Genomic DNA, 11,191 nt, shown 5'->3' with positions numbered 1-11,191 from the left:
ATGCGCGAGGCCACGAACGGCGAGCGCCCCTGAAACGCAGGTTTCGATGGGGCGGCTGCAGGCGCGGCCGTCGCTCGACCGATTCGTCAATTCATCATTCCGTCTTCGCGGCCGCGGCCAGCTTATTGGCCGCTTCTTGTGCGGTTTCGTCCTTGCTCACCCAGTAGTTGCCGATCACGTCGTAAAACGCGCCTTCCACAGCCGGGGACACGAGCATGTCATGCGCCCATGAAGGGACCAACCCGCCCGTCGTTCCGGCCGCCTTGAAATCGGCGGACGATTTTTTGGCGCAATCGTCGAACTTGGCGAGGCTCAAATCCTGCCGCACGGGAATCGAGCCCTTGTTCAAATTGAAGGCTTCCTGAAACGCCGGGCTCATGAGCAGGCCCGCCATATCTTTTTGTCCCTTCTCGACGCCCGGCGTCTTCACCTTGAAGAAGACGAAGCTGTCGACGTTGAACGTGAAATCCTTCTGCGAGCCGGGCGCCGCTACACACAGATAATCCTTGCCGGGCACCTTGCCCGCGACCGTGAATTCGCCCTTGGCCCAATCGCCCATGAATTGCATCCCGGCCTTGCCGTTGATCACCATGGCCGTGGCCATGTTCCAGTCTCGTCCGACCTGGCCTTCATCGGTGTAGGTTTTGATGCGCTTGAACGTCTCGAGCGCTTTGACCATCGTCGGGCCTTTCAGCGTGGCCTGATCGAGTTGAACGAACGCTTTCTTGTAGAAATCGGCGCCGCCTACGCCGAGCGCGACGGATTCGAACGTCTCGGCTTCCTGCCAAGGCTGGCCGCCGATCGCAACCGGCGTGATGCCGGCTTTCTTCAGCGCGTCGGCCACTTTGAAGAAGTCATCCCAGGTGGCCGGCGGTTGAGCGCCGACTTTCTTCAGTGCTTGCGCGTTGATCCAGAGCCAGTTCACGCGGTGCACGTTCACGGGGGCACCCACATACTGGCCTTTGTATTTCATGATGCTGGCGATCTCGGGCGGAAGAAGCCGGTCCCAATTGCCGGCCTTGGCGACATCGTCGATCGGCAGAAGCACGCCCTGATCGGCCCATTCCTGGATCGCTGGGCCTTTGATTTGTGCGGCTGCAGGCGGATTGCCCGCCACGACGCGTGTCTTCAAAGCGGTCATTGCGTTCCCGCCACCGCCGCCGGCGACGGCGAAGTCCACCCACGTGTCGCCCTTTTGCTCGAGCATCTGCTTGAGCAATTGGGCCGATTTCGCTTCGCCGCCGGAGGTCCAGTAGTGCAGCACCTCGACGGAGGCCGCTTGCGCCGCGCTCATGGTGAATGCGCACGCGGCCGCGGCGCATGCCGTCAAGGTGACGAAGGAACGACGCGCTTGGGCGCTCGCTTGCTGAGTCGATCGCATTGAGGGTTCTCCGATTGCCGGCCGAGGGCGGACAGGGTGGGGGAATTGTCTGGCGAATGATGGTAGCGCTATCTTGCCGCTATCCTCATTAGGAGGAACCCTGTCGGGGCAGCGCAATAGCGGTGTCAATGAGAAGAAGCCGGGCGCCGCGATGGCGGTAGCGCTACCTTTGTCCTGCCCGGCAGCACCCTGTATAAGCGGCGGATTTTGACGGTCCTGCGTCCGCCAATGTCGGCGTGTGCGGCAATTCGGCGGCGACGCTGATACTATTGTCGTCCGATTCAGGTTTGCGGTGACAGGACAGAGCAATGGGTTTCGAGCAACTGGCTGCGCTCAAGGCGCAGCTGACGAAAGAAGCAAAGTCGAAGAAGCAGCAGGAGCGCGGTGCGGATACGCCCGCGCCAGCGGCAAAACAGCCGGGCAAGAGCGTCGGCAAGCCCGTGGCGAAGACGGAACGGCCGGGCCGGCCGACACGGCCCGTGCGGGCGGGTGCGCCAGCTCGCACGGGCGAGAAGTCGCCGCCGGTCGATCCCGTCGTGCGCGTGATCGGCACATTGCAAAAGCGCTTTCCGGCCGCTTTCCCGAAGAATCCGGCCCCGAAAGTGCCGCTGAAGGTGGGTATCCTGGCCGATTTGCTGGCGCAGGCGTCCGATCTGCAACTCACCGAGGCTCAAATTCGCGAAGCGGTCAGCACGTGGTGTCGCGGCAGCCGTTACTGGGCGTGCCTGGCCGACGGCGCGGCGCGCGTGGATTTGTCCGGCGCCCCGGCGGGTACGGTGACGGCACGGGACGCGGCGTTCGCGCGTAACCAGGCGAAGGGCGGCCCGGGCGGGCGTCGCAAAGGGCAGGGCAAGCCGAATCCGGGCAGCGCGGCGGTGGGTCAGGCTGGCGGGGACCAACCTGGCGGGAACCAAGCTGGCGATGTCCACCCTGGCGGTGGCCAAGCAACGGCCGCTGTGGCCGAACCCGCGGAGCATGCTGAACATCCGGAAGCAAGCCATGCCGGCGCGCAGGATCAGCAGGCGCAAAGCGGTGAAACGGGCAGCGACGCCTCCCCGAATTGAGCACGCCCGGTTTTTCGTAGGCGCTCTGCCTGAACGATGGAAACGGCGGCAGTGATCCGGGCGTTGCCCGATCGCTTCCGCCGTGCTGCGCAGTGGGCGAGCGCGCCGATCCGCGCTCGTGGGCTACCCGTCGCGCATGCTCAGCCTTGTTGTTTCCCCATCCATCCTTCGATCAGCGAACCCAATCCCCCGGCTTGCCCGATGGATTGGACCACGTTCGCGGTATCGAGTTGTCCGCTGGCCGGCACTTCGCCGTTCGGTGTCCCATGATTGACGATATGCGGCAGCACTTGCGCCAGCACGGTCGAAGCCTGCTCGGGCGTCACGCCGAGCTTGCCCGCCAAGTCGCCCAGGGGGCCCGAACCGAGTACGTTTTGAAGCGTAGCGGGTGACACGGCCTGATTGGCGCCGCTGCTGATCCATGACTGAATCACATTGCCGGCGCCTTGCGATTCGAATTGTTGAATCAGCCCTTGAACGCCGCCAGGCTGGTTGTTAACGAGTTCCGTCACTGCTGTCAGCACGTTCTGTTGTTGGCCACCCGCGTTCGCGTTGCCCAGAAAAGAACCAACTACATCGAGTAGACCCATGATGATGCTCCTGCTTGAAGCGGCGCAGTCCGATCGTGGAGCGCCGCAGGAAATGCGCCGTACGGCGCGGGAGTGCCGGCTGCGGCGTGCTCAAGTACCCGATGCCGCCGAGCCTGCCTTTGCTTTGTCTTTCTTTTGCTTTTTCGTTTTCGATTTTGACGGCTGTGTACCGGAAGCGGTGTTCGAGGCAGCCGAGGCAGCCGAGGCAGGCGGGACGACCGTCGCCGCCCGGGGTGCATGCTTGCCGGCATTTTCCGGCACTTGCTGGACCGCTGGGGGGGGCGATACCGACGGTGCCGATACGGCCGGTGCCGCCGCTTTCTCATGCTTCCCGCTCGCACCGGTCGGCGGCGCGGAGGAGCCGCCGATCGTCAATCCTTCCGCTTCGAGCTTCGCGACCGACTTCGGCCCCAACCCGTGTACACGTGCCGCCAGATCGTTGGCATCTTTGAATGGCCCGTTCTTGGTTCGTTCGTCGATGATCGCCTGAGATTTAACCGGGCCAAGCCCTTTCAGCGTTTCCAACGTCGCTTGATCGGCGTTGTTCGCATCGATGGGCCCCGCGAACGCGGTGGACATCGTGACGAGGAGGGTGGCGAAGAGCAAAACGAGCTTTTTGAGCATAGTGAACACTCTCGATCGACGAATGAGACGGTACGGGAAGCGGCACAGGAAGAGCACGCGAAAGACCGGTGCACCTCAGTTGCGTGCACGGGGTTCCCCTCTTAATTCAATCAACAACTTACGCCGCTAATCTGCAGCTTGTCCACAGCATTGCCAACAGAAAATGGGGATAACTCATGCAATGTGCGACACGTGCGGGCGCGTTTGGCGGATGCCGCCCAGTATATGGCCGAACGGGCCTCGTATTGGCTGGCGCGACTTTTGTTTGGATTTGCCGTGCCGCGATCCCATTGCGCCATGACTCGATGACCGGCCGATGACGGTCGAACGCCGCGCGCACCCCTGCACCGTGCATGGCCGGCATGGGCACGAGCCCCATATCACGATTCATCGAGAGCAAAGCTGAAATCGATTGTTCTCACGGTATCGCGTCTTTCATAGACTGAGGCTTCTGGTTGCCGCTACGCCGCAACGTCAAATCCGATCCGTTTCATACACCTCGTCAACCCGCAACGATGGCGCCGGCGCGCCAAGGAGAAGTCATGTCCTCGAACACCACCGACCCGCGCGAACCGATGCGTCGTCGTCTGCTCGAGCGTGCGCTGTGGGGCGGCGTTTCATTGGCCGTTGGCGCGTTGGGGATCGCGCCGATGCAAGGTGCGCTGGCGCAGACGCACGTCAAAACGTTGCGTATCGGCTATCAGAAATACGGCACGCTCGTCTTGCTCCGAGCGAGAGGCACGCTGGAAAAGCGTCTCGCCGATCAAGGCATCGCGGTCACATGGCTCGAATTTCCAGCGGGGCCGCAATTGCTCGAAGCGCTCAATGCGGGCGCCATCGATTTCGGCACCGTCGGCGAAACACCGCCGATCTTCGCTCAAGCGGCCGGCGTCGATTTCGTCTATGTCGCCAACGAACCGCCCGCACCGAAGTCCGAAGCCATCCTTGTGCCGCGTCATTCCCCGCTGACGTCGGTGTCGCAACTGCGCGGCAAAAAGGTCGCGCTGAACCGCGGATCGAATGTTCACTACTTGCTCGTGCGCGCGCTTAAACAAGCTGGACTCGACTACACCGACATCCATCCCGTCTACCTGGCGCCGGCCGATGCGCGCGCCGCATTCACGCAAGGCGGGATCGACGCATGGGTGATCTGGGATCCGTATTTCGCCGCGATCGAGCAGCACACCGAGGTGCGCGTGCTGGCGGACGGCACCGGCCTCGTCGATAACCTTCAGTTCTATCTGGCATCGCGCCGCTTCGCCACAGCCGCGCCTCATGTCGTTCAGGCCGTGATCGATTCCCTCGCACAGCTGGATGCCTGGGCCAAGACACACCCCGACGAGATCGCGCGCGAACTGGCGCCGATCACCGGCCTGGATGTCGCGACGCTCGCAGTCGCGGCACGGCGCGCCTCATACGGTGTCGCGCAGGTGAACGCGCCGGTACTGGCGGGGCAGCAGACGATCGCCGACACCTTCAGTGAATTGAAGCTGATCCCCAAACCAATCGCCGTCAAAGACGCGCAATGGCTTGCATAAGAAGAGCGGAGAACATCGCATGAAAGTATTTTGGTTCATTCCCACGCATGGCGATACGCGCTATCTCGGCACGGCCGAAGGGGCGCGCAATGCCGATTTCGATTATTTCAGGCAAATCGCGGTGGCCGCCGATACGCTCGGCTATGAAGGCGTGCTGCTGCCGACGGGGCGTTCATGCGAAGACGCGTGGGTCGTTGCCTCGAGCCTGATCGCCGTCACGCAGCGTCTGAAGTTCCTGGTAGCCGTGCGCCCCGGGCTCAGTTCGCCGGCGCTGTCGGCTCGCATGGCCTCGACATTCGATCGGCTTTCGAAAGGACGGCTGCTGATCAACGTCGTGACGGGCGGCGATCAAGCCGAGCTCGAAGGCGACGGCGTGTTCGCCGATCACGATACGCGGTACGGCATCACGGACGAATTCCTGACGATATGGCGCGAACACTTGCGCACCGCTCATGAAAATGGAACCGTCGACTTCGACGGCCGCCATTTGAAATCGAAAGGCGGCAAGCTGCTCTATCCGCCCGTGCAAACACCGCATCCGCCGTTATGGTTCGGCGGATCGTCCCCGGCGGCGCACGAGATCGCCGCATCGCATGTGGATACCTATCTCACCTGGGGCGAGCCGCCCGATGCCGTCGAAAAGAAGATCGCGGACGTGCAGGCGAAGGCGCGCGCGAACGGACGCAATCTGAAGTTCGGCATCCGATTGCACGTCATCGTTCGCGAAACCGAGGACGAAGCATGGGCTGCCGCGGATCGGTTGATCAGCCGCGTCGACGAAGCGACGATCGCGCGTGCGCAAGCGGCGTTCTCGAAAATGGACTCGGAAGGGCAGCGGCGGATGGCCGCCTTGCATCAGGGCAAAGCGCGCACACGGGCGCAGTTGGAGATCTATCCGAATCTGTGGGCGGGTGTCGGGCTCGTGCGCGGCGGTGCGGGGACGGCGCTCGTCGGCAACCCGGAACAGGTCGCCGCACGCATGACGCAGTATGCGGACCTCGGGATCGAGACGTTCATTTTGTCGGGCTATCCGCATCTCGAAGAGGCGTATCGCTTCGCCGAACTCGTGTTTCCGCGGTTGCCGGGACACGTTCAGCGCGGCATCGAAGGCCCGCTGTCCGGGCCGTTCGGCGAGGTGATCGGCAATCACTATCTGCCGAAGGTGGCGCAAAGCTGACGGATGTTGCCGCTCGTCGCGGCGTGTGCCGATTTCATCGTTTCGTGGCTGGATGTTAGGAGGAGCTTTATTGTGAAGCGCATCGTCCCCTGGATTGTGCCGATGCTCTTGCTGATCGGATGTGAGATCGGCTCGCGCACCGGATGGTTGTCGTCTCGCGTCTTGCCCGAGCCGTGGGCCGTGGCGCGTGCCGCATGGACACTCGTACAAAGCGGAGAAATGTGGGCCGACGTGCAAATCAGTGCCGCGCGCGCGTTGGGCGGTTTCGCAATCGGCGGTGGCATAGGCTTCGCGCTGGCGGTCGCAACCGGTTGCTCGAAGCGGCTCGAAGCATTGCTCGATTCAACGGTGCAGATGGTGCGCAATGTGCCCGCACTGGCGATGATCCCGCTCGTCATCATGTGGTTCGGTATTGAAGAGCAGGCCAAGCTGTTCCTCGTCGCCCTGGGCGTGTTCTTCCCGATCTACGTGAACACGTTCCACGGGATTCGTTCGGTGGACGCGGGTCTCGTCGAAATGGCGCAAAGCTACGGTGTGCGCGGCCTGGCGTTGTATCGCAGCGTCGTGCTGCCCGGGGCCTTGCCGTCGATCCTCGTCGGCGTGCGCTTCGCGCTCGGCCTCATGTGGGTCATGCTGATCGTGGCGGAAACCCTTTCCGCGCAATCCGGCATTGGCTATATGACGATGAATGCGCGCGAATTCATGCAGACCGATGTCGTCGTCGTGGGCGTGCTGCTCTATGCGTTGCTCGGCAAGCTGGCAGATCTTGCCGCGCGCGGCATGGAAGCGGTGCTGTTGCCGTGGCAGGGGAAGGGGCACGGTACCGGGACCGCGCGCGAGCCGGTGCGCCGACATGCCGCGTCTATCGCGCGTTGGCCCAAAGCGCTCAAACGTCCCATTCAATGGCGCGGGGTAAAGGCATGAGTTCATCGGTCGAGCAACCCGCGGTGCAGTTGAAGTCGATTTCCAAACGATTTGGCAATCGTCTCGTGCTCGATGGCCTGGACTTGTCGATCGAGGCAGGAACGTTCGTGTCCATTATCGGCCGCAGCGGCTGCGGTAAGTCCACCTTGCTGCGTCTCGTGGCGGGACTCGATGCGCCCGACGAAGGAACGGTCGACGTGCGTGGCACGGGCGAGCCGCCTGAGCGATCGAATGGGGCGACGCTTAGACGCATGATGTTCCAGGAAGCGCGCTTGCTGCCGTGGAAGACGGTGCTTGGCAACGTCATGTTGGGCCGGCCGCCGAACACGCACGACGAGGCGCGTGCCGCACTGCGTGAAGTCGGCCTGGGCGGGCGTGAGCGCGACTGGCCGGCGCGGCTCTCGGGCGGTGAAAGGCAGCGTGTGGCCCTGGCACGTGCGCTCGTGCATCGCCCGTCGCTGCTGCTGCTCGATGAGCCGTTCGGCGCGCTCGATGCGCTCACGCGATTGGAAATGCATCGGCTCGTCAGCCGTGTGTGGCGGGAACATCGCCTGACGGCGGTCCTGGTGACGCACGACGTCCACGAGGCCGTGACCCTCTCCGACCGGATCGTGCTGCTGGAACGCGGAAGAATCGCGCGCGACGAACCGGTGCCGCTGGCACGGCCAAGAGAGCGTGCGGCCGCTTCTGTCGCCGAGATCGAGGAAAGCGTTCTGCAACGCATGCTGGCGCCGCAGGCCGAAGCCGCGCTCGTCGATTGAGCCGATGCGATTGCATGATTCAAACGTAGTGCCGTTCAAGCCGAATCAACAGGAAGACTCAACATGTCGAAGAAACTCAAGCTCGTAGCCGTATCCGGCGGATTGCAACGTCCGTCACGCACCCTGGCGCTCGTCGATGCGATCGTTGCTCAACTCGCCGAGCGGGTCTTGCTCGACGTGCACGTTGTGGAGTTGGGCGAAATTTCAGCCGATCTGGGCGCGACGTTGGACCGCCGCACAGCATCGGCGGAAATCGCGTCGCATCTCAATGCGATCGAAGCAGCGGACGCGCTTGTCGTGGCTTGCCCCGTGTTTCGCGGATCATATCCGGGGCTGTTCAAACATCTTTTCGATCTTGTCCATCAAGACGCGCTTGTCGAGATGCCTGTCGTGCTGGCGGCCACGGGTGGGAGTGAGCGCCATGCGCTCGTACTCGAGCATCAGTTGCGGCCGCTGTTCGGATTCTTTCAGGCGCTGACGTTGCCGATCGGCGTGTATGCGTCGGCGCGCGACTTTACCGGCTACGAGGTGACCGATGCGGCGCTGCGCGAGCGCATCGTGCTGGCGGCGCAGCGTGCCGAGCCATGGCTGAGGGCGAGGAGCGAGCGGATTTCATCGCCCGATGCGCTGGTTGCCTGAACTGAAACGAACGCGCGATCGATCATCGTTCCTTGATTAGGACTGCGAATCGCTTTCACCCGTTCCGGCCCGCCGCGGCGCATTGGCACCGAGCGGCGCCACGCGCTTGCGCAGCGGGTCGAGCAACGGCCGCAGGCCATTGTGATCGAGCTCTTGCATGAGCGTGAGCAGGCGGCCGATTTCTCCCGGCGGAAACCCCTCGCGTGCGAACCAATTAAGGTAATGCCCGGGCAAATCGGCCATCAGCCGGCCTTTATATTTGCCGAATGGCATGGCGAGCGTAACGAGACGTTCGAGGTCGTGCGAATCCATGAGTACATGCGGGAACAGGGCGGTGCCGGCCGTCGCGACATCAGGCCGGGCCGGGGCGAATCTGCTCGACGATGCGCAATCAGCGACCGCAGCATGATACCCCTGCGCCATGCCGCGAGATGAAAAGGGGGGACGTAAGCGTGTTTCGCCATATGAATGTCTGATGTAACAACGAACGGGCCCCGAAGAGAAACGCAGACTTCGCGCAGAAAAAAATGCCCCGCGCGCCGAACTCTTTCGGCGCGGTCATGGTCAGAGTGGCCGACCTCGCAAGGGTCGTACCCACTCATTTGCTGCTGATCATGGAGGCATTACGCGATGATGAAGAGACGTCGATTCCTGGGCCATGCGGCCGCCCTTACGGGCGGACACATTCTCGTTGCATTGGGTGGCGCAGGGGCGGGCGAAGCTATCGCTGCGAGCAATACTACGAGCACGACGTCGGTAAGCACTACCGCTACCGCCGTGTCGGCCGACGGTGCGGTCATTCCTTCCGCAACCTCGATCGTCGACCACCTCGCCAACGTATGGACGCTGAACAACGGATTCATTTACAAGAACGGCGTAAAAGATAAGGACTCCTACAATGTGAGTCTCTTGCTCTGGTACGGCGGCATGATTTACCAGCGCGGCACGGGAGGCCAGTTCTATGTCATGACGTGGGCCAATCGCTGGTTGCCTTGCGCCGATCCCCGCATCGCGCTCACGGTGCCCGCGGGCGGCTTTTACGGCATCAACGGTCACTATGACTATCCGTTCACGCCGCAGCAGCTCATTACGGCGCTGCAATCGCTGGGGTGCACCAGCTATCGCGTCGGTTGCGATGCCTCGTCCAAGCAAGTGAACGCGCTGATCGGGCTGGCCGACGCGTTCCGTTCGGTTGGATTCACGCTGTTGCCGATGCTCAATTTTGGTTTGCGCGACGCAAACGGCAATCTCTATCCGAGCGAGAGCGCGGCTTATTTCGCGACTCGCGCGGGCGCGGTCACGGTCGCCAAGGCGCTGGCGCCGCACGGGATTTCGATGTACGAATGCGGCAACGAACTCACGCGCGATCGCGCGATCATCCTGAATTCCACTCAGGCGGGCACGGGGCCACGCGATTTCAACAACGCGAACTGGCCGATCCTGCGCGGTGCGATTCAAGGGATGATCGATGGTGTCAAATCGGTGCAGCCGAACGCCAAGTGCGGCGTGAACTTCACGGTGGCCGACATTGGCGCATCGGACATGCTCTGGGATGGCGAGCAACCGGACGGGTCGGGCGGCTATCGCAAGATGCGCTGGGACATTACCACGTGGCACAACTACCAGCCGTACGGCGACATCTTCAGTATCGGCATCGACGGCGCCGGCCCGGGCTTCAACCTGCCGGTGTACTGCAAGGCCCGCTACGGCGTGCCATTCATGATTACGGAGTGGAACGCGGCGCCCGAGGAAAACGAGCAGTTCCGTGCCGGCTACGTACAACAAAAATTGCAGCGCTTTTACGCGGCGCGCAAGAACGAAGGTATCCAGGCGGTGATGTATTACGACTTGATCAGCGGGGACCAAACGTACGGGATCGTCATGAACGATCTCGCGCCGATCGACCCGACTCATACGGCGTTCAGCGCGTTTACCGCGTCGAACGCCGATCTGTAGGCGCGTACGGCCCTAAACCAAGGGCTCGGAATCTTCGCATTCGCTTTCGTTTCGCAGCAAATCGCTGATGCGCTCGAACGGCATCGGTCTGCCGGTCAGATAGCCCTGGACGACATCGCAGCCGGCGTCGGTGAGCCAGGCCAGTTGTGCCGCGTCTTCGACGCCTTCGGCGACGACGGCAATCCCGAAGCTGTGCGCCATCGAGATGATGGCGGTCACGATCGGCTGTCCGCCTTGCGGCAACGGCTTGACGAAAGCGCGATCGATCTTCAGGTTGTTGACGGGGAACGATTGCAGGTACGACAGCGAGGAGTAGCCCGTGCCGAAATCGTCGAGCGACAGACGAACGCCGGCCGCGCGCAATTGGCGCATCGCCTCGACCCCCGCGGTCATGTTTGCCATCAGTTGGCTCTCCGTGAGCTCGAGTTCGAGCAAGTGCGGAGAAAGGCCGCTATCGGCAAGGATCGCTATCACGTCCTCGCTGTATTCGGTTTGGCGCAACTGCCGTGCCGATACATTCACTGCCACATGCAAGGC

Annotated in this window: 12 protein-coding genes; 7 read left to right on the top strand and 5 right to left on the bottom strand. The window is 62.6% G+C overall.

Annotated features, from left to right (window positions below; all coding sequences use genetic code 11):
• Nucleotides 1–94 precede the first annotated feature (94 nt).
• Entirely contained in the window at nucleotides 95–1,381 is a 1,287-nt protein-coding gene (locus ACTHL0_RS22745) for an ABC transporter substrate-binding protein (protein WP_440569215.1), read from the bottom strand.
• A gap of 308 nt (nucleotides 1,382–1,689) precedes the next feature.
• Here ACTHL0_RS22745 and ACTHL0_RS22740 point away from each other — a divergent pair, with 308 nt between their 5' ends.
• Nucleotides 1,690–2,445: a ProQ/FinO family protein gene (locus tag ACTHL0_RS22740; protein WP_440569213.1), complete on the top strand. Its 756-nt coding sequence runs from the start codon at nucleotides 1,690–1,692 to the stop codon at nucleotides 2,443–2,445.
• A gap of 140 nt (nucleotides 2,446–2,585) precedes the next feature.
• On the opposite strand, the gene ACTHL0_RS22735 is transcribed toward ACTHL0_RS22740, so the two are convergent.
• Together ACTHL0_RS22735 and ACTHL0_RS22730 are read right to left on the bottom strand one after the other, a co-directional pair.
• Nucleotides 2,586–3,089, bottom strand: coding sequence for a YidB family protein (locus ACTHL0_RS22735; RefSeq protein WP_440569218.1), 504 nt, complete (start codon nucleotides 3,087–3,089; stop codon nucleotides 2,586–2,588).
• 36 nt (nucleotides 3,090–3,125) lie between these two features.
• On the bottom strand, nucleotides 3,126–3,659 hold the full coding sequence (locus tag ACTHL0_RS22730) for a ComEA family DNA-binding protein (protein WP_440569211.1): 534 nt from the start codon (nucleotides 3,657–3,659) through the stop codon (nucleotides 3,126–3,128).
• A gap of 542 nt (nucleotides 3,660–4,201) precedes the next feature.
• Between ACTHL0_RS22730 and ACTHL0_RS22725 the strand changes: the two genes are divergently transcribed.
• From ACTHL0_RS22725 to msuE, 5 genes are all read left to right on the top strand, one after another.
• On the top strand, nucleotides 4,202–5,197 hold the full coding sequence (locus ACTHL0_RS22725) for a sulfonate ABC transporter substrate-binding protein (RefSeq protein WP_440569209.1): 996 nt from the start codon (nucleotides 4,202–4,204) through the stop codon (nucleotides 5,195–5,197).
• 19 nt (nucleotides 5,198–5,216) lie between these two features.
• Nucleotides 5,217–6,374: an FMNH2-dependent alkanesulfonate monooxygenase gene (gene ssuD / locus ACTHL0_RS22720; RefSeq protein WP_440569207.1), complete on the top strand. Its 1,158-nt coding sequence runs from the start codon at nucleotides 5,217–5,219 to the stop codon at nucleotides 6,372–6,374.
• 102 nt (nucleotides 6,375–6,476) lie between these two features.
• The gene (locus ACTHL0_RS22715) at nucleotides 6,477–7,298 is read left to right on the top strand and encodes an ABC transporter permease subunit (RefSeq protein WP_440569217.1); all 822 of its coding nucleotides are present in this window, start codon (nucleotides 6,477–6,479) and stop codon (nucleotides 7,296–7,298) included.
• Nucleotides 7,295–8,059 carry an ABC transporter ATP-binding protein gene (locus tag ACTHL0_RS22710; protein ID WP_440569205.1) on the top strand — a complete coding sequence of 255 codons (765 nt, stop codon included), beginning with the start codon at nucleotides 7,295–7,297 and terminating at the stop codon, nucleotides 8,057–8,059. The genes ACTHL0_RS22715 and ACTHL0_RS22710 overlap by 4 nt, the downstream gene beginning before the upstream one ends.
• A 63-nt stretch (nucleotides 8,060–8,122) precedes the next feature.
• The gene (gene msuE / locus ACTHL0_RS22705; RefSeq protein ID WP_440569203.1) at nucleotides 8,123–8,698 is read left to right on the top strand and encodes an FMN reductase; all 576 of its coding nucleotides are present in this window, start codon (nucleotides 8,123–8,125) and stop codon (nucleotides 8,696–8,698) included.
• 36 nt (nucleotides 8,699–8,734) lie between these two features.
• On the opposite strand, the gene ACTHL0_RS22700 is transcribed toward msuE, so the two are convergent.
• Nucleotides 8,735–9,010 (bottom strand): DUF3820 family protein, encoded by a 276-nt coding sequence (locus ACTHL0_RS22700; protein ID WP_440569201.1) that lies wholly within the window; start codon nucleotides 9,008–9,010, stop codon nucleotides 8,735–8,737.
• A gap of 318 nt (nucleotides 9,011–9,328) precedes the next feature.
• On the opposite strand from ACTHL0_RS22700, the gene ACTHL0_RS22695 reads away from it, so the two are divergent.
• Complete coding sequence (locus tag ACTHL0_RS22695) at nucleotides 9,329–10,654, top strand: hypothetical protein (RefSeq protein WP_440569199.1); 1,326 nt, start codon at nucleotides 9,329–9,331, stop codon at nucleotides 10,652–10,654.
• 12 nt (nucleotides 10,655–10,666) lie between these two features.
• Here the strand turns inward: ACTHL0_RS22695 and ACTHL0_RS22690 are convergent.
• Nucleotides 10,667–11,191: EAL domain-containing protein (locus ACTHL0_RS22690; RefSeq protein WP_440569197.1), on the bottom strand; the 525-nt coding region annotated here is incomplete at its 5' end.

The sequence above is a fragment of the Trinickia sp. genome (assembly GCF_051961175.1).
Lineage (GTDB): Bacteria > Pseudomonadota > Gammaproteobacteria > Burkholderiales > Burkholderiaceae > Trinickia.
This window is presented reverse-complemented; position numbering and strand designations above follow the sequence as displayed.

Coding starts and splice junctions, on each gene's coding strand:
- ACTHL0_RS22745 (WP_440569215.1), bottom strand. CDS start 1,381: ATGCGATCGACTCAGCAAGCGAGCGCCCAAGCGCGTCGTTCCTTCGTC.
- ACTHL0_RS22740 (WP_440569213.1), top strand. CDS start 1,690: ATGGGTTTCGAGCAACTGGCTGCGCTCAAGGCGCAGCTGACGAAAGAA.
- ACTHL0_RS22730 (WP_440569211.1), bottom strand. CDS start 3,659: ATGCTCAAAAAGCTCGTTTTGCTCTTCGCCACCCTCCTCGTCACGATG.
- ACTHL0_RS22725 (WP_440569209.1), top strand. CDS start 4,202: ATGTCCTCGAACACCACCGACCCGCGCGAACCGATGCGTCGTCGTCTG.
- ssuD (WP_440569207.1), top strand. CDS start 5,217: ATGAAAGTATTTTGGTTCATTCCCACGCATGGCGATACGCGCTATCTC.
- ACTHL0_RS22715 (WP_440569217.1), top strand. CDS start 6,477: ATGCTCTTGCTGATCGGATGTGAGATCGGCTCGCGCACCGGATGGTTG.
- ACTHL0_RS22710 (WP_440569205.1), top strand. CDS start 7,295: ATGAGTTCATCGGTCGAGCAACCCGCGGTGCAGTTGAAGTCGATTTCC.
- msuE (WP_440569203.1), top strand. CDS start 8,123: ATGTCGAAGAAACTCAAGCTCGTAGCCGTATCCGGCGGATTGCAACGT.
- ACTHL0_RS22700 (WP_440569201.1), bottom strand. CDS start 9,010: ATGGATTCGCACGACCTCGAACGTCTCGTTACGCTCGCCATGCCATTC.
- ACTHL0_RS22695 (WP_440569199.1), top strand. CDS start 9,329: ATGATGAAGAGACGTCGATTCCTGGGCCATGCGGCCGCCCTTACGGGC.